This is a genomic window from Kluyvera ascorbata ATCC 33433 (assembly GCF_000735365.1).
GTDB classification, from domain to species: domain Bacteria; phylum Pseudomonadota; class Gammaproteobacteria; order Enterobacterales; family Enterobacteriaceae; genus Kluyvera; species Kluyvera ascorbata.
Map to the genome: position 1 here is coordinate 1 of NZ_JMPL01000100.1, position 16628 is coordinate 16628.

The window sequence follows — 16628 nt, forward strand, 5'->3', positions numbered from 1 at the left end:
GTTTTCGGTGGTCGCACCAATAAAGGTGATGGTGCCGTCTTCAATATGCGGCAGGAAGGCATCTTGCTGGCTTTTATTGAAGCGGTGAACTTCATCGACAAACAGAATGGTACGACGCCCGGCGTTGCGGTTCTGTCGGGCACGCTCGATAGCTTCACGAATCTCTTTCACTCCGGAGGTAACAGCAGAGATTCGCTCAACGTCGGCATTCGCGTAGCGAGCAATCACTTCCGCCAGCGTCGTTTTCCCCGTGCCCGGAGGCCCCCAAAGGATCATCGAATGCAGGTGTCCGGCTTCAATAGCGCGCGGCAGCGGTTTGCCGGCAGCCAGCAGATGCTGCTGGCCGATATACTGCGCTAAGTTTTCTGGCCGCATACGCGCGGCCAGAGGTTGGAAGGTATTATCAGAAAAATCGAGCGACAAATTGCCCACGCCTGCCTCTTACTTACGCTGATCGTCCACCGTCACGCCCTGCGGCGGTGTAAAGGTGAATTTGGACGCCTCTATCGCACCGTTCTGCTGCGATTTCAGTTGATAACTGCTGCGCTGATCGTCCTGTTCAATGGCGCTGAACTGATGAATCGTGCCATCACGACCAACGTTAATCGTAAATTTCTTCAGGTTGCCGTTGCTGCCGCGCGGCGTCAGCACAAAGTCATCACCGGTCTGCTGAATATTATACTGCTGCCAGTCGCTGGCCTGGTTACGGGCAATCAGCATAAACGGCGTATTGCCCGTCGCATCTTTCAGCCAGGTAGCCGTCGCCTGTTCAACAAACGGGTTGTAGAACCACAGCGTTTTACCGTCAGACACTAGAATGCTTTCATCCGGCTGCGTCATGTGCCAGTTAAACAGGTTCGGACGTTTTACCCACAGATCGCCCTGACCTTCCTGCACCGCGTTGCCGCTGCCGTCGGTCACTTTCTGGGTGAAGCTGGCGTGGAAGCTGCTCACTTTATCCAGACGGCTTTTCAGGTCGCCTGCGGCATCAGCCCATACGCTGCTGACAACAAAGCTAGAAAGTAATGCACACGTGATCGCGATCTTTTTCATTATTAATCCTTAAATAGCTTCATGCTCCCGGCAGGAGAGCCTCTGGCACTCACTCTAAGACTTCGCCCAGAGCGGTGACAGAAGAAAATACTGAATTCTGACTTATTTACCCATCTTTGCAATCAATCGAACGGCGGCGGTGCCAGCACCTCACGGTTGCCGTTGTGCCCCTGCTCGCTGACGATCCCCTGCGCTTCCATCTGTTCGATGATACGGGCTGCACGGTTGTAGCCAATGCGGAACTGGCGTTGTACGCCGGAGATTGATGCCTTGCGTTTCTGGGTCACAAAGTTGACCGCCTGATCGAACAGCGGATCCAACTCTTCGCCACCATCAAAGCCACCGCCGCCGCCGCCTTCACTTTCGGTGTCGGAGGTAATGCCATCAACGTACTGCGGACGACCGCGAGCCTTCCAGTCCTGAACCACCGCATGCACTTCCTGGTCACGGACAAACGCCCCGTGAACGCGCACCGGGTTGTTGGAGTTAGGGCCAGCGTAGAGCATGTCACCCATTCCCAGCAGCGACTCAGCGCCGCCCTGGTCAAGAATGGTACGGGAGTCAATTTTACTCGAGACCGTAAACGCAATACGGGTTGGAATGTTGGCCTTGATAAGGCCGGTAATCACATCCACCGACGGACGCTGGGTTGCCAGAACCAGGTGGATACCCGCAGCACGCGCTTTCTGCGCCAGGCGGGCGATCAACTCTTCCACTTTCTTACCGACGGTCATCATCAGGTCGGCAAATTCATCAACCAGAACCACGATGTACGGCAGTTTTTCCAGAACCGGATGCGTCGCATCCATGCTGTCGCCCGGTTTCCAGTATGGATCCGGAATTGGACGGCCCATGCGCGCCGCTTCAGCAATTTTATCGTTATAGCCAGCAAGATTTCGCACGCCAAGCGCCGACATCAGTTTGTAGCGACGTTCCATTTCGTTGACGCTCCAGCGCAGGGCGTTGGCAGCATCCTTCATGTCGGTTACCACTTCAGTCAACAGATGCGGGATCCCTTCGTAGACCGAGAGTTCCAGCATTTTCGGGTCGATCATGATGAAACGTACGTCCTCAGGCTGCGCTTTGTAGAGCATGCTGAGGATCATGGCGTTCACGCCGACGGACTTACCGGAGCCTGTTGTACCAGCAACCAGCAGGTGTGGCATCTTGGCGAGGTCAGCAACCACCGGCTCACCGGCAATATCTTTACCCAGCACCACGGTCAACGGTGATGGGTTATCACGGAATTTGTCGCAGTCGAGCACTTCGCGCAGGTAAACGGTCTGACGCTTTTTGTTCGGCAGTTCCAGGCCAACATACGGTTTACCCGGAATCACTTCCACCACGCGTACCGCAACGGTCGAGAGAGATCGCGCGAGATCTCGTGACAGGTTAGAAATTCGTGCCGCCTTCACGCCAGGCGCCAGATTCAGCTCGAAGCGGGTGATAACCGGGCCCGGAGAGTAGTTCACGACGTCCGCTTTAATGCGGTAATCGGCCAGACGAGTCTCAACCAGACGCGCCATCTGTTCCAGCGCGAAGGTATCTACCGGCTCCACTTCCGTTGGCGGCGGCGTTAACAGATCTAACGACGGCAGCGGCGTCGTCGGCTTCTGCAGCGGACGATCGTCGCCGTTACGCATGAGTAGCGGGTGAATCAGACTCTCCTGCGGCGGCGTTACCGGCTGATGCACAGGCTGCTGTTGTGGCGGCTGCGCAAATTGCTGCTGAGGCTGATGATAGCCTTGTGCATGCTGCTGAGGCTGAGGATGGCCCTGAGCATACTGTGATGGCTGCTGCGGTTGAGGCGGCGGCGTAACGGTAGGTTCCGGCATCACGCTCGGCGTGAACAATGGTGCCCTCGGCGTATCATCCACCAGGGTTTTCATCGGCGAAAATTCAAAATCGTCGAGTGAGAACGGATGTGCCCCTTCCGGTTGCTCGCTGGCGTAACGGTTCTGCTGAGATGCCGCAAACTGGCGCGCCAGTTCCGCTTCGGCAGCGGTATCCGCATCATCGTCGTCAGACACGAAATCATCATGACTTTCCGTTTCACCGTAGCGCTGCTGCTGCGAGGCGGCAAACTGGCGAGCCAGTGCGTCCTGCTGCATGGCATCGGCCTCATCGTCGGTCATCGGGTTGCTATCATCATGCTGATAGCGTTCTGCCTCGCGAGCCGCCCGCTCTTCTGCCATTCGCTGGGAAGGCAGCTTAATACCATAAGATGCGAGCTCACGGCGCGTGGGTACACGGACGCGGTTAGGGCGCGGCAGCTGTGGACCAATGCCCTCTTTAACCTGCGCACGCGGCCCTTCGGCAGGGCTAAACAGCGGTGCAGAGGCAGCCACCGCGGCGGCAGTTCCGGCAGCGGCTGCTGCATGGCGTACGCTCGCGGCCACCGGAGCGACAGCGGCGGAAGGTTCTGGCGCAGAAACGGGAATAGACGGTGCAGAGGACGCGCGTTGTTCCATCGGCGCCAGCGATTCTGGGATCGGTTGATACCATGCTGCCAGCTGTTCACGTTCGCGCGCGCGTTTCTCTTCTACTTCTTCGAAGTAGTACAGCGGCGGGCGGTGCGCAGGCTTAACTTCTTCCTCTACAACAGGTTCCGGTTCAGCAACGGGAGCAGGTGTAACCTGCTGTTCGTTCAGATAATCCGGCTCAGCGGAGTATGGCTGCTCGTAAGCTGGCTGCTGCGGCTGAGCATATTGCGGCTGCTCGTAAGCTGGCTGCTGCGGTTGAGCATATTGCGGCTGCTGTACTGGCGGCCACCCTTCCGGCGCTGGCGCAATAACGGGGTCAACCGTGGTGGGTGCCGGAACGGCCTGCCATTCAACGGCGGGGGTTGGCACCGGCTGTTCGCTCACTGAAGGGGCTGCTAGCGCAGGATCGGCTACCCAGGCAGCCGCCCCCGTCGCCGCAACGGCTTCCGTAACAGAATGACCATTCAGCAGCGGATCGTATTCATCATACCCTGCGGCACGGGTGGCGCTAGCGCCAGAGAACAGCACGTCATCAGGATCTACCTGCGCGGCATAGCCAGCGGCTTCAGGCTCATCCATACGACGGCCCGAAAACAGCGCTTCATCCGTTTTGCGGCCCATCGGGTTAGCGAATTTTTCGGCAATACGCTTACGGCGAGCCAGTGCCCCACGTAAGATGCGCGCACGACGAGATTCACGCGACGCTTTCTGCGTCTCCTCTCCGTCGTCTTCATATTCGTCTTCTTCTTCGTACTCGTCTTCATCGACCCAGGTATCGTCACGGCGGGTTCGGTTGCTGGCGAACGTCAGAATGTTGAGGATCCAACTGCCCATTTTCTCGGCGATGCTGACCCACGACCAGCCGGTAAAGAGCGTCAGGCCTGCGGCCCAGATGCAGAGCAGTGCGATGGTCCCGCCGCTGCTGTGCAACATTGGCTGCAGCGCGGTGCTGAGCAGGCTACCAATCACGCCGCCGGAGGCAAAGTACCAGATGTCATCCGCGTTTATCGCCGCGAGGCCGCATGAGGTAAGAATGATGGCCAGTACGCCAATCAGGCGCAGCGAGACGGCGAAGTAGTCGATGTACTCTTCGCTTGAACGATGCCGCCAGGCAAACCAGCAGCCACCAACAATAATCACCGGTATGGTGTACGCCATCACGCCAAAAATGAAGAACAGCGTGTCAGCCAGCCATGCGCCGGAAGCACCACACAAATTGTGGATAGGCTCGTGCCAGGCCGTTTGTGACCAGCTAGGATCGGAAGGATTGAAGCTCAGTAGTGCAGCCATTAACCAGATGGCAAAAATGGCGCATAAAAGGAGTAACGCCTCAAGGAGCCGGCGTCCGCTGCTGAGTTTTGTGAGTTTGACTTCTTTGTCTTCTGTATATTCCTGGCTCAAGAAAGGCTCTCCAGGTGCCAAATGCTAAAACGGACAACAGTGCCAGATTGCGCCGACACTGTTGCTGTATGGATTAACAGGAGTGTAATCAAACTACGCTGATTTTGCACCTGTTCCGTTTTAGCGGGTCTTAATTACCAGACGATTACTCTGCTTGACCTCTTCCATAACGACGTAAGTACGGGTGTCGTTTACGCCTGGCAGGCGCAGCAGGGTCTCGCCAAGAAGCTTACGGTACGCTGACATGTCAGGTACACGGGTTTTCAACAGATAGTCGAAATCACCAGATACTAAGTGACACTCTTGAATTTCTTCAAGTTTTTGCACAGCGGCGTTAAATTGTTCAAACACGTCCGGCGCACCGCGATTCAGAGTAATCTCAACGAATACCAGCAGCGATGCATCCAGGTAATGCGGGTTTAACAGCGCGGTATAGCCCTGAATAAACCCCTGTCGTTCCAGACGACGTACGCGCTCAAGGCACGGGGTCGGAGAAAGTCCTACTCTTTTGGAAAGCTCGACGTTCGAAATACGCCCATCTTTTTGCAGTTCATTGAGAATGTTGCGGTCGATGCGGTCGAGATCTTTGCCAGGGCGTTTTTTACTATCTACCATTATTATTGTCTCTCTGTATTCCTTCCCTACTCCTGTCTTGACTCTGTGCACTTCACTGTTCAGAGCCTTCTCCCGATTTCAATGCGCCGTTGTTGCTGCAACGACGAATATCCCAGGGTATGTGTATGAGAAGCCCGGCGCCTCACGGCCACCCTCCGACATCACGTATGATGTCTGTCCACACCATACGTAGATTTCAGTGATCCGGGTAAAAATGGTATTTGCGTGCATGAAAATTCACCACACGCGAAACACTGCTTTTCTTCTTCCTTGAATGTTGTCGCAAAAGCACAGGGGATTGTCAAAGCAAAACATCTTTTTTTAGTACAACATGCCACATATTCATGAATCCTGGGTCCGGTTTCACATGTAATCATCTTATAATCATGAGCCTGGCAGTAGAAATAGTTATATTTATTGATGTTAAAATAGACAATCAATCGACTCATCCTATTACACATATCGTTAACAAAATCGCTATGCCCTTTTTTTACGCCTACAAATTCCCTACAATCGCGAACAATGTCTGCCAACAATTATGGGGATCTCATGGGCACGGCCAAACACAGTAAGTTGTTAATCCTTGGTTCTGGACCTGCGGGATACACCGCTGCGGTCTATGCTGCACGCGCAAACCTGCAACCGGTCCTGATTACCGGGCTGGAAAAAGGCGGTCAGCTGACCACCACCACCGAAGTCGAAAACTGGCCGGGCGATCCTAGCGACCTGACCGGTCCGCTGCTGATGGAGCGCATGCACGAGCATGCAACGAAGTTTGAGACCGAAATTATTTTCGATCATATCCACAGCGTGGATCTGCAAAACCGTCCGTTCCGCCTGACCGGCGACAGCGGTGAGTACACCTGTGACGCGTTAATCATCGCGACCGGTGCCTCTGCTCGCTATCTGGGCCTGCCGTCAGAAGAAGCATTCAAAGGCCGCGGCGTTTCTGCCTGCGCGACCTGCGATGGTTTCTTCTACCGTAACCAGAAAGTCGCGGTTATCGGCGGTGGTAACACCGCGGTTGAAGAAGCGCTGTATCTGTCCAACATCGCCTCAGAAGTGCATCTGATTCACCGTCGTGATTCATTCCGCGCGGAAAAAATTCTGATCAAGCGTCTGATGGATAAAGTGGAAAGCGGCAATATCGTGCTGCACACCCATCGTACGCTGGAAGAAGTCACCGGTGACCAGATGGGCGTAAGCGGTCTGCGTCTGCGTTCTACCGAAAACGACGAAATTGAATCGCTGGACGTAGCTGGTCTGTTCGTGGCTATCGGCCACAGCCCAAATACTGCCATCTTCGAAGGTCAACTGGCGCTGGAAAACGGCTACATCAAAGTGCAGTCCGGCATTCACGGCAACGCAACCCAGACCAGCATCCCTGGCGTGTTCGCCGCGGGCGATGTAATGGACCACATTTACCGTCAGGCAATCACCTCCGCAGGCACCGGCTGTATGGCCGCGCTGGACGCTGAGCGCTATCTCGACGGTCTGGCTGACGCTTGCAAATAACCTTTACAAGTCAGTAACAAAAGTAAAAAAGGCGACGATAAGTCGCCTTTATTTTTTCTGCGATGTAACATTGCCGCGCCTATAACTGAAACCATTATCCATAAGCACCTGCTAAGCGCCCAATGAATAAAAGTCGCCAACAAGAACTCACCCGCTGGCTCAAACAGCAAAGCGTCCTGTCACGCCGCTGGTTGATGACCTCCCGTCTGCTCGGCTTCGTTAGCGGTGTCTTGATCATCGCCCAGGCCTGGTTCCTTGCCCGCATTCTCCACCATATGATTATGGAGAACATCCCGCGAGAAGCGTTGCTGCTGCCGTTTATCCAACTGGTGCTGATCTTTATCCTGCGCGCCTGGGTGGTCTGGCTGCGCGAGCGCGTCGGTTTTCACGCCGGGCAGCAAATTCGATTTGAAATCCGCCGTCAGGTGCTCGATCGCCTTCAACAGGCTGGTCCAGCCTGGATTCAGGGAAAGCCTGCCGGTAGCTGGGCGACGCTTATTCTCGAACAAATCGATGACATGCACGATTACTACGCCCGCTACCTGCCGCAGATGGCGTTAGCGGCCTGCGTTCCCCTGCTTATCGTCGTTGCGATTTTCCCTTCAAACTGGGCTGCGGCGCTTATTCTGCTGGTCACCGCGCCGCTGATCCCGCTGTTTATGGCGTTGGTTGGCATGGGCGCTGCTGATGCCAACCGCCGTAACTTCCTGGCGCTCGCGCGCCTGAGTGGGCACTTCCTTGACCGTCTGCGAGGTATGGATACGCTGCGTATCTTTGACCGCGGCGAAGCGGAAACGGAAAATATTCGCGAGGCATCGCAAGATTTCCGCCATCGTACAATGGAAGTGCTGCGCCTGGCCTTCCTCTCCTCCGGCGTGCTGGAGTTCTTTACCTCTCTCTCCATTGCGCTGGTCGCGGTCTACTTCGGCTTCTCCTATCTCGGCGAGCTGAACTTCGGCAGCTACGGCACCGCAGTGACGCTCTCTTCCGGTTTCCTGGCGCTGATCCTGGCCCCCGAGTTCTTCCAGCCGCTGCGTGATTTAGGCACCTTCTATCACGCTAAAGCACAGGCCGTTGGCGCCGCCGACAGCCTGAAAACGTTCCTCGAAGCGCCGCTGGCGCATCCTGAACAGGGCGACCAGACGCTGGACACCAGCGAACCTGTCACGCTTTGTGCCAAAGACCTGTTTATCACCTCACCAGAAGGCAAAATGCTGGTAGGGCCGCTGAACTTCACGCTTAGCGCCGGTCAACGCGCTGTGCTGGTAGGTCTGAGCGGCTCCGGCAAAAGCTCGCTGCTAAACGCGCTGGCGGGGTTCTTACCCTACTCTGGGTCGCTGAAAGTGAACGGCGTCGAATTACGCAACCTTCACCCTGAGGGCTGGCGCCGCATGATGAGCTGGGTTGGGCAAAACCCGCAGCTCCCGGCGTCCACGCTGCGCGAGAACGTGCTGCTCGGCAATCCTGATGCCAGTGAACAACAGCTGCAGCAGGCGCTGGATAAAGCCTGGGTGAGCGAATTCCTACCACAGCTACCCGATGATATCGACACCGTCGTGGGTGAACAGGCCGCACGTCTGTCCGTCGGTCAGGCCCAGCGCGTCGCCGTGGCCCGCGCCCTGCTCGCCCCCTGCCGTTTACTACTGCTGGATGAACCTGCCGCCAGCCTGGATGCCCACAGCGAACAGCGCGTCATGCAGGCACTAACCGAAGCCTCAACCCAGCAAACCACGCTGATGGTAACCCACCAGCTTGAAGGCCTTACCGAGTGGGACGCTATCTGGGTAATGGAGAACGGTCAGATTATTGAGCAGGGAACGTATCAGCAGTTGGTTGATGCTAACGGCGTCTTTACGAGCCTATTGGCCAGCCGTCAGGAGGAGATCTAAATGCGCGCACTGTTACCTTATCTGGCGCTTTATAAACGTCACAAGTGGCTGTTGAGCCTGGGCGTTATTCTGGCGATTGTAACGCTGTTAGCCAGCATTGGCTTGCTCACCCTTTCCGGCTGGTTCCTCTCGGCCTCTGCGGTAGTCGGGTTTGCGGGTGCTTACACCTTCAACTACATGCTGCCTGCTGCTGGCGTGCGCGGTGCGGCGATTATTCGTACCGCTGGGCGCTACTTTGAACGCCTGGTCAGCCACGATGCAACCTTCCGCGTCTTGCAGCATTTACGCGTGTTCACCTTCAGTAAACTGCTGCCGCTCTCTCCTGCCGGACTGGCACGTTTTCGTCAGGGTGAACTGCTCAACCGCATGGTGGCCGACGTCGATACGCTCGATCACCTCTATCTACGCGTCATTTCACCGTTGGTCGGTGCACTGGTGGTCATTCTGGTGGTCACTGCAGGACTTAGCCTGTTGGACGTTGGCCTGGCGCTGACGCTCGGCGGCATTATGCTGGCCACGCTCATTATCCTGCCGCCGCTGTTCTACCGCGCCGGGAAACCTACCGGTGAGCAGTTGACGACCCTGCGTGGTCAGTATCGTCAGCAGCTTACCGGTTGGCTGCAAGGCCAGGCTGAACTGACGATTTTTAACGCCAGCCAGCACTATCGCAAACAGATGGAACAAACTGAGCTCAACTGGCACGACGCCCAGCGCCGTCAGTCGGAACTCACCGCGCTTTCTCAGGCTCTGATGCTGTTGATTGGCGGTGTGGCGGTGGTCTCCATGCTGTGGCTCGCCGCAGGTGGCGTTGGCACCAACAGCCAGCCAGGTGCACTGATTGCGCTCTTTGTTTTCTGTGCGCTGGCGGCCTTTGAGGCGCTCGCACCGGTCACCGGCGCGTTCCAGCACCTTGGGCAGGTCATCGCCTCGGCGCTGCGTATCAGCCAGATTATCGAACAGCAGCCAGAAGTCACTTTCCCAGAGCAGGCCGTAGCGCGACCACAGCAGGTGGCACTGACGCTGAACCAAGTGTCCTTCACCTACCCGCAGCAGACGCAGCCAGCGCTGGATAACCTTACGCTGTCTATCTCCGCTGGCGAACATATTGCGATCCTTGGCCGAACCGGCTGTGGTAAATCAACGCTGCTTCAGCTGCTCACCCGCGCCTGGGACCCTCAGCAGGGCGAGATTCAACTTAACGGCACACCGCTTTGTCAGTTTGATGAGCAGACGCTTCGTCAGACCGTCAGCCTGGTACCACAGCGCGTACATCTGTTCAGCGCCACGCTTCGCGACAACCTGCTGTTAGCGAAGCCTGACGCCCGCGATGAAGAGCTCAGCGATGTGCTACGCCGTACCGGTCTTGAGAAGCTGCTTGAAGATACCGGTCTGAATAGCTGGCTTGGTGAAGGCGGCCGTCAGCTCTCCGGCGGCGAGCTTCGTCGTTTGGGGATTGCGCGTGCGCTGTTGCATGATGCGCCGCTGATGATGCTGGACGAACCCACAGAGGGGCTAGATGCCACAACCGAGAGCCAGATCCTTGAACTGCTGGCCGACGTGATGCGCCATAAAACGCTGCTGATGGTGACTCACCGCCTGCGCGGACTGGCGAGATTTAATCAGATTATTGTCATGGACAACGGGCAAATAATTGAGCAAGGTAATCATACAGAACTGCTGGCAAAACAAGGTCGTTACTACCAGTTTAAACAGCGCCTGTAGACTATGATTAGTTAACTCTGTTTCGTGAGGTCATCGCGACATGCGCCTTGTCCAGCTTTCTCGACACTCGATCGCTTTCCCCTCTCCTGAGGGCGCATTACGTGAACCAAACGGACTGCTCGCGCTGGGGGGCGATCTCGGGCCCGCGCGCCTGCTGATGGCCTATCAGCGCGGTATTTTCCCGTGGTTTTCTCCAGGCGACCCCATCCTGTGGTGGTCACCGGATCCCCGCGCCGTGCTGTGGCCTGAACAGTTTCACCTCAGCCGCAGTATGAAGCGGTTCCATAAAACCTCCCCCTACCGCGTGACGATAAACTATGCCTTCAGCGACGTGCTCGCCGGCTGTGCGCAGGATCGTAACGAAGGTACCTGGATTACCACCAGTATCAGCCAGGCATATCATCGGCTACACGAGCTTGGTCATGCGCACTCCATCGAAGTGTGGCAGGAGAATACTCTCGTAGGCGGCATGTACGGCGTTGCAATGGGCGAACTGTTCTGCGGTGAGTCAATGTTCAGCCGCGCGGAGAACGCCTCCAAAACGGCGCTGTACGTCTTCTGTGAGGCATTCGGCCAGGCGGGTGGAAAATTAATCGATTGCCAGGTATTAAATAGCCATACCGCCTCATTAGGCGCCGTAGAAATACCCCGTCGAGATTATCTTGAGCATCTTGATACTCTGCGCGTACAACCCCTCTCCGATAAGTTCTGGGTGCCCAGAGCGCTCTTTTTACCTGAAGCGTAAATGATTTCAGCACAATTCCCAGCAGGATGATATAATTGCCAACGAGAGTCGCTTCTGCCTTTTACCCCGCCGACGTTTGGGAATCATTCGAGTCAGATAACGCCCACGTTTATCCTGCTGTTTCCAGCCTGGTTCGTGCCCATCACACGATGCATTTGTGTGGTGAAAGGGTAATGCGCAAAAACGACTTTCGCCGATTAAGACGGACAATTCTTTACTTACTTGATGAACTTCGGCATTATCTTGCCGGTTCAAATTACGGTAGTGATACCCCAGAGGATTAGATGGCCAAAGAAGACAATATTGAAATGCAGGGTACCGTTCTTGATACGTTACCTAATACCATGTTCCGCGTAGAACTGGAAAACGGGCACGTGGTTACTGCACATATCTCCGGTAAAATGCGCAAAAACTACATCCGTATCCTGACGGGCGACAAAGTGACTGTTGAGCTGACCCCGTACGACCTGAGCAAAGGCCGCATTGTCTTCCGTAGTCGCTAATCTCCGCAGATAATGAGCGTCTGGCGCTACTTTCGCCGAGCGCTATTTGCCGAATATTAATGCCTCGCTTATTGCGGGGCATTTTTTTGCCTTTCGTCTATCACCTCAAAAATTGTGCGCTTCCGGTTTACGCGATTTTTGCCAGTGATGATGCTCGCGCAGCCCTTCCGCTGACTCTTCTGCCACCGCACGTAGCTCATCGCTATCCGCTTCATGACGCAACTGATGATCGGCATTTTTAACCCACAAAAACTGATGACCTTTATGTCCGGCCATGAGTTGGCCTGAGAATAACGCGCAGGTGAGTAAAATCACCGATAACAATTTTGAGAACATTATGCCACCGCTTGGTTATATTCTGCCTCCATCATGCCAACCCTTACGTCTGGTTATTATCTAACTGTTCAAATTTGCGCAAATGGAATGTCAGCTAAACAACGAAGATGGCGCATAAAAAAACCGAGCTGTTGTCAGCTCGGTTTTTATTATTTACCGCAAGCGATTAACGTTAATGCGCCGCTTCTGGCTTGTGCTTCTGCGCACTCTGGAAGCCGTAGGTCAGCTCGTTCTTCTCGTTGTCGAGCGCCACGGTAACCTGGCCGCCGTCAACCAGCGAGCCAAACAGCAGTTCGTTGGCCAGCGGTTTTTTCAGGTTGTCCTGAATCACACGCGCCATAGGACGCGCGCCCATCGCACGGTCGTAGCCTTTCTCGGCCAGCCAGTTGCGGGCCTCCTGGCTGACTTCCAGCGACACGCCTTTTTGATCCAGTTGAACCTGCAGCTCGACGATGAACTTGTCCACCACCTGATGGATAACGTCGGTCGACAGATGATCGAACCAGATAATGTTGTCCAGACGGTTACGGAACTCTGGCGTAAAGATCTTTTTGATCTCTTCCATCGCGTCGGTGCTGTTGTCCTGCTGGATAAGGCCAATCGATTTGCGCTCGGTTTCACGTACGCCGGCGTTGGTGGTCATCACCAGCACCACGTTACGGAAATCGGCTTTACGACCGTTGTTATCCGTCAGCGTGCCGTTATCCATCACCTGCAGTAGCAGGTTAAAGACGTCCGGGTGCGCTTTTTCGATTTCGTCCAACAGCAGTACCGCGTGCGGATGCTTGATTACCGCATCGGTCAGCAGGCCGCCCTGGTCAAAACCAACGTACCCTGGAGGCGCACCGATAAGGCGGCTCACCGTATGGCGTTCCATATACTCGGACATATCAAAACGCAGCAGCTCAATGCCCATCGCCTTCGCCAACTGGACGGTCACTTCTGTTTTACCCACCCCGGTCGGGCCAGCAAACAGGAAGGAGCCCACCGGACGATGATCGTGGCCGAGGCCCGCGCGGCTCATCTTAATGGCTTCGGTCAACGCATCGATGGCATTATCCTGGCCGAATACCAGCATTTTCAGGCGATTGCCGAGATTTTTCAGCGTATCGCGATCGCTCTGGGAAACGCTTTTCTCCGGGATACGCGCAATACGCGCAACCACGGATTCAATATCCGCCACGTTGATCGTTTTCTTACGCTTGCTCACCGGCATCAGACGGGCGCGGGCGCCTGCCTCATCAATCACGTCAATGGCTTTATCCGGCAGATGACGATCGTTGATGTATTTCACCGCCAGCTCCACCGCCGCACGCACCGCTTTCGCGGTATAGCGGACGTCGTGGTGCGCTTCGTATTTCGGTTTCAGGCCGTTCAGAATCTGCACGGTCTCTTCGACCGACGGCTCAGTAATATCGATTTTCTGGAAACGACGCGCCAGCGCCCTGTCCTTCTCAAAGATATTGCTGAACTCCTGGTAGGTGGTAGAGCCCATCACACGAATCTTGCCGCTGGAGAGCAGCGGTTTAATCAGGTTAGCGGCATCCACCTGCCCACCCGATGCGGCACCCGCACCGATAATAGTGTGGATTTCGTCGATGAACAGAATGCTGTTGGTGTCCTGCTCTAACTGCTTGAGCAGTGCCTTAAAGCGTTTTTCGAAATCGCCGCGATACTTGGTGCCCGCCAGCAGCGAACCAATATCGAGCGAGTAGATAGTGCAGTCGGCCATGATTTCCGGCACGTCGCCGCGCACAATGCGCCATGCAAGGCCTTCGGCAATCGCCGTTTTACCCACGCCAGATTCACCCACCAGCAGCGGGTTATTCTTACGGCGACGGCACAGCACCTGAATAGCACGTTCCAGCTCTTTATCGCGGCCAATCAGCGGGTCAATTCCCCCGACGCGAGCAAGCTGATTAAGATTGGTGGTGAAGTTTTCCATACGTTCCTCCCCGCCTGCTTGCTCTTCGTTAGTTTGCTGATTCCCGGAATCAGAAGGCTGGCTTGGCTCGTCTTTACGCGTGCCGTGAGAGATGAAGTTCACCACGTCGAGACGGCTGACTTCATGTTTACGCAGAAGATACGCGGCCTGCGACTCCTGCTCGCTGAAAATCGCCACAAGGACGTTAGCGCCGGTCACTTCGCTACGCCCAGAAGATTGGACGTGGAAGACCGCGCGCTGCAGAACACGCTGGAAGCTGAGCGTCGGTTGCGTTTCGCGCTCTTCTTCACTGACCGGCAGTACCGGCGTGGTTTGTTCGATGAAGGCTTCGAGTTCCTGACGCAGCGCCACCAAATCGACCGAGCACGCTTCCAGCGCTTCACGGGCTGATGGGTTGCTAAGCAGAGCCAGCAACAGATGCTCGACGGTCATAAACTCGTGACGGTGCTCGCGCGCTCTGGCGAAAGCCATGTTTAAACTGAGTTCCAGTTCTTGATTGAGCATAGGCACCTCCCCCAATTTTCATGCCTGTATCAGGCTTGTTCCAGCGTACACAACAGTGGATGCTCGTTCTCCCTCGCGTACTGATTCACCATGGCAACTTTGGTCTCGGCGACTTCTGCCGTAAAGACACCACAAATTGCTTTACCTTGATAGTGAACCGTTAGCATCAGTTGTGTTGCGCGTTCTACATCATAAGAAAAGAATTTTTGTAACACGTCAATAACAAACTCCATCGGAGTGTAATCATCATTGACCAATATCACTTTATACATCGATGGGGGTTTAAGCCCATCCTGAAGTTTATCTGCCGAAAGCTGGTCGAAGTCCAGCCAGTCTCTGGTCTTACTCATTGTCAGTCATCATTGTGGGTGTCATCTCTTGCTGCTGACGAGTCTGTTTGCACATTAGCGCACCGTATTATTCACGGAAATAATGACACATTTTCCGTCAACAGCGCCGCCATTCATTCCTGTGCATACATGTCCTAAATCTACTGTAGATCATAGATAGCTATCACCTATAGCTGTCATTCGCGAACTCTGTCACATTCCCGTCAATAGCGTTAACTGCTTCAAATTTTGACGCATTTTCCCCCTTCGACCTCCTTCAAACGCTTGACGCACTGTGCGAAATATCTACATTGTACTGGCGAGAGTTGGTGAGGTTTTGAACAACTCCTGACTCCACCACCGGTTCATTCCATCTACTTATAAACGTATAATAGTGTTACGAAGGATGTCGAAGTATGGAAATGGGTACTGTTAAGTGGTTCAACAATGCCAAAGGGTTCGGATTCATTTGCCCGGAAGGCGGTGGCGAGGACATCTTCGCCCATTACTCCACCATCCAGATGGATGGGTACAGAACGTTAAAAGCCGGGCAATCCGTCCAGTTTGATGTCCACGAGGGGCCGAAAGGTAATCATGCAAGCGTGATTATCCCTCTGGAAGCAGAAACAGCCGCCTAGTGACTGCCCCATTGTGTACATCCCGCTGTCAAAATGCCAGTCCTTCTGACTGGCATTTTTTCATTTATTTTGCGTTTATTCTCGCGCCAGTGCATCAACCGGATCGAGCCTTGCCGCGTTGCGTGCAGGAAGCCAACCAAACAGCACGCCGGTCAGCGTCGAGCAGACAAATGCCGTCAGCAGCGCCAGCGGCGAGAAGCCAATTTCCCATCCCGGCAGCACCAGCTGTAGCAGAAGCGCAATCATCATCGACAGCGCGACGCCAATCGCACCGCCGACCAGACAGACCAGAATCGCCTCTATCAGGAACTGCTGCAGCACGTTGCTCGCCCGCGCCCCAACGGCCATACGAATACCGATTTCCCGGGTACGTTCCGTCACCGACACCAGCATGATATTCATTACGCCAATACCGCCAACCACCAGCGAGATAACAGCCACCAGCGTTAAGAACAGCTGTAATGTATGTGTGGTGCGTTCCGCCGTTTTCAAGACGCTGTCCATGTTCCAGACGAAGAAATCTTTTTTGCCGTGCCGCAGGTTTAACAACCGGGTGAGCTGCTCTTCAGCAATGCTGCTGTCGTAACCTTCTTTCACCCTGACGGTAATCGAGTTAAGCCAGGACTGCCCCATGACTCGCCCGGACATAGTGGAGTAAGGCAGCCAGACGCGGAGTATTTTGCTGCTGCCAAACATCGACTGCTTTTCATCCGCCACACCAATCACCGTTGCCGGCATATTGCCCACAAGAATCACTTCGCCCACGACGCTGGCCTTATTCGGGAACAGCTGGCGACGGGTGTTACTGTCGAGCACCACAACCTGCGAACGTTCAGCGGCCTGCACGTCGTTAAAGGTATTCCCCTCACTGAACGTCATACCGTAGACGTTAAAATAGTGCTGCCCAATGCCCTGAACGCTGGCGGCAACGTCGATGTTGCCAGCCCTGA

The 16628-nt window shown here is 55.1% G+C and carries 13 protein-coding genes and 1 pseudogene; 6 read left to right on the forward strand and 8 right to left on the reverse strand.

What is annotated here, in order from left to right:
• The 4 genes and pseudogenes from rarA to lrp all read right to left on the reverse strand — a co-directional run.
• Positions 1 to 432, reverse strand: a pseudogene (gene rarA / locus GKAS_RS18330) (replication-associated recombination protein RarA); the annotation flags it as partial.
• A 9-nt stretch (positions 433 to 441) separates the two neighbouring features.
• The gene (lolA, locus tag GKAS_RS18335; protein ID WP_035896350.1) at positions 442 to 1053 is read right to left on the reverse strand and encodes an outer membrane lipoprotein periplasmic chaperone LolA; all 612 of its coding nucleotides are present in this window, start codon (positions 1051 to 1053) and stop codon (positions 442 to 444) included.
• A gap of 122 nt (positions 1054 to 1175) precedes the next feature.
• Positions 1176 to 4937, reverse strand: coding sequence for a DNA translocase FtsK 4TM domain-containing protein (locus GKAS_RS18340; protein WP_035896351.1), 3762 nt, complete (start codon positions 4935 to 4937; stop codon positions 1176 to 1178).
• Positions 4938 to 5057: 120 nt separating this feature from the next.
• The gene (gene lrp, locus GKAS_RS18345) at positions 5058 to 5552 is read right to left on the reverse strand and encodes a leucine-responsive transcriptional regulator Lrp (protein WP_000228469.1); all 495 of its coding nucleotides are present in this window, start codon (positions 5550 to 5552) and stop codon (positions 5058 to 5060) included.
• 549 nt (positions 5553 to 6101) lie between these two features.
• Between lrp and trxB the strand changes: the two genes are divergently transcribed.
• From trxB to infA, 5 genes are all read left to right on the forward strand, one after another.
• Positions 6102 to 7067, forward strand: a complete 966-nt coding sequence (gene trxB, locus GKAS_RS18350; protein ID WP_035896352.1) for a thioredoxin-disulfide reductase — start codon at positions 6102 to 6104, stop codon at positions 7065 to 7067.
• 122 nt (positions 7068 to 7189) lie between these two features.
• Positions 7190 to 8956, forward strand: a complete 1767-nt coding sequence (gene cydD / locus GKAS_RS18355; protein ID WP_035896353.1) for a heme ABC transporter permease/ATP-binding protein CydD — start codon at positions 7190 to 7192, stop codon at positions 8954 to 8956.
• Positions 8957 to 10678: a heme ABC transporter ATP-binding protein/permease CydC gene (cydC, locus tag GKAS_RS18360; RefSeq protein WP_035896354.1), complete on the forward strand. Its 1722-nt coding sequence runs from the start codon at positions 8957 to 8959 to the stop codon at positions 10676 to 10678.
• Between the two features lie 40 nt (positions 10679 to 10718).
• Positions 10719 to 11423, forward strand: coding sequence for a leucyl/phenylalanyl-tRNA--protein transferase (aat, locus tag GKAS_RS18365; protein WP_035896355.1), 705 nt, complete (start codon positions 10719 to 10721; stop codon positions 11421 to 11423).
• A 284-nt stretch (positions 11424 to 11707) separates the two neighbouring features.
• A complete protein-coding gene (infA, locus tag GKAS_RS18370) occupies positions 11708 to 11926 on the forward strand; it encodes a translation initiation factor IF-1 (RefSeq protein ID WP_002211347.1) in 219 nt (72 codons plus the stop codon).
• A 105-nt stretch (positions 11927 to 12031) separates the two neighbouring features.
• On the opposite strand, the gene GKAS_RS18375 is transcribed toward infA, so the two are convergent.
• The 3 genes from GKAS_RS18375 to clpS form a co-directional block, all read right to left on the reverse strand.
• On the reverse strand, positions 12032 to 12262 hold the full coding sequence (locus GKAS_RS18375) for a DUF2554 family protein (RefSeq protein ID WP_035896356.1): 231 nt from the start codon (positions 12260 to 12262) through the stop codon (positions 12032 to 12034).
• A gap of 172 nt (positions 12263 to 12434) precedes the next feature.
• Complete coding sequence (gene clpA, locus GKAS_RS18380) at positions 12435 to 14711, reverse strand: ATP-dependent Clp protease ATP-binding subunit ClpA (RefSeq protein WP_035896357.1); 2277 nt, start codon at positions 14709 to 14711, stop codon at positions 12435 to 12437.
• Between the two features lie 29 nt (positions 14712 to 14740).
• A complete protein-coding gene (clpS, locus tag GKAS_RS18385) occupies positions 14741 to 15061 on the reverse strand; it encodes an ATP-dependent Clp protease adapter ClpS (RefSeq protein ID WP_035896358.1) in 321 nt (106 codons plus the stop codon).
• A gap of 395 nt (positions 15062 to 15456) precedes the next feature.
• Here clpS and cspD point away from each other — a divergent pair, with 395 nt between their 5' ends.
• A complete protein-coding gene (cspD, locus tag GKAS_RS18390; RefSeq protein ID WP_035896359.1) occupies positions 15457 to 15678 on the forward strand; it encodes a cold shock-like protein CspD in 222 nt (73 codons plus the stop codon).
• A gap of 75 nt (positions 15679 to 15753) precedes the next feature.
• Here the strand turns inward: cspD and GKAS_RS18395 are convergent.
• On the reverse strand, positions 15754 to 16628 hold an 875-nt coding region (locus GKAS_RS18395), incomplete at its 5' end, for an ABC transporter permease (protein ID WP_035896360.1).

Coding starts and splice junctions, on each gene's coding strand:
- lolA (WP_035896350.1), bottom strand. CDS start 1,053: ATGAAAAAGATCGCGATCACGTGTGCATTACTTTCTAGCTTTGTTGTC.
- lrp (WP_000228469.1), bottom strand. CDS start 5,552: ATGGTAGATAGTAAAAAACGCCCTGGCAAAGATCTCGACCGCATCGAC.
- trxB (WP_035896352.1), top strand. CDS start 6,102: ATGGGCACGGCCAAACACAGTAAGTTGTTAATCCTTGGTTCTGGACCT.
- cydD (WP_035896353.1), top strand. CDS start 7,190: ATGAATAAAAGTCGCCAACAAGAACTCACCCGCTGGCTCAAACAGCAA.
- cydC (WP_035896354.1), top strand. CDS start 8,957: ATGCGCGCACTGTTACCTTATCTGGCGCTTTATAAACGTCACAAGTGG.
- aat (WP_035896355.1), top strand. CDS start 10,719: ATGCGCCTTGTCCAGCTTTCTCGACACTCGATCGCTTTCCCCTCTCCT.
- infA (WP_002211347.1), top strand. CDS start 11,708: ATGGCCAAAGAAGACAATATTGAAATGCAGGGTACCGTTCTTGATACG.
- GKAS_RS18375 (WP_035896356.1), bottom strand. CDS start 12,262: ATGTTCTCAAAATTGTTATCGGTGATTTTACTCACCTGCGCGTTATTC.
- clpA (WP_035896357.1), bottom strand. CDS start 14,711: ATGCTCAATCAAGAACTGGAACTCAGTTTAAACATGGCTTTCGCCAGA.
- clpS (WP_035896358.1), bottom strand. CDS start 15,061: ATGAGTAAGACCAGAGACTGGCTGGACTTCGACCAGCTTTCGGCAGAT.
- cspD (WP_035896359.1), top strand. CDS start 15,457: ATGGAAATGGGTACTGTTAAGTGGTTCAACAATGCCAAAGGGTTCGGA.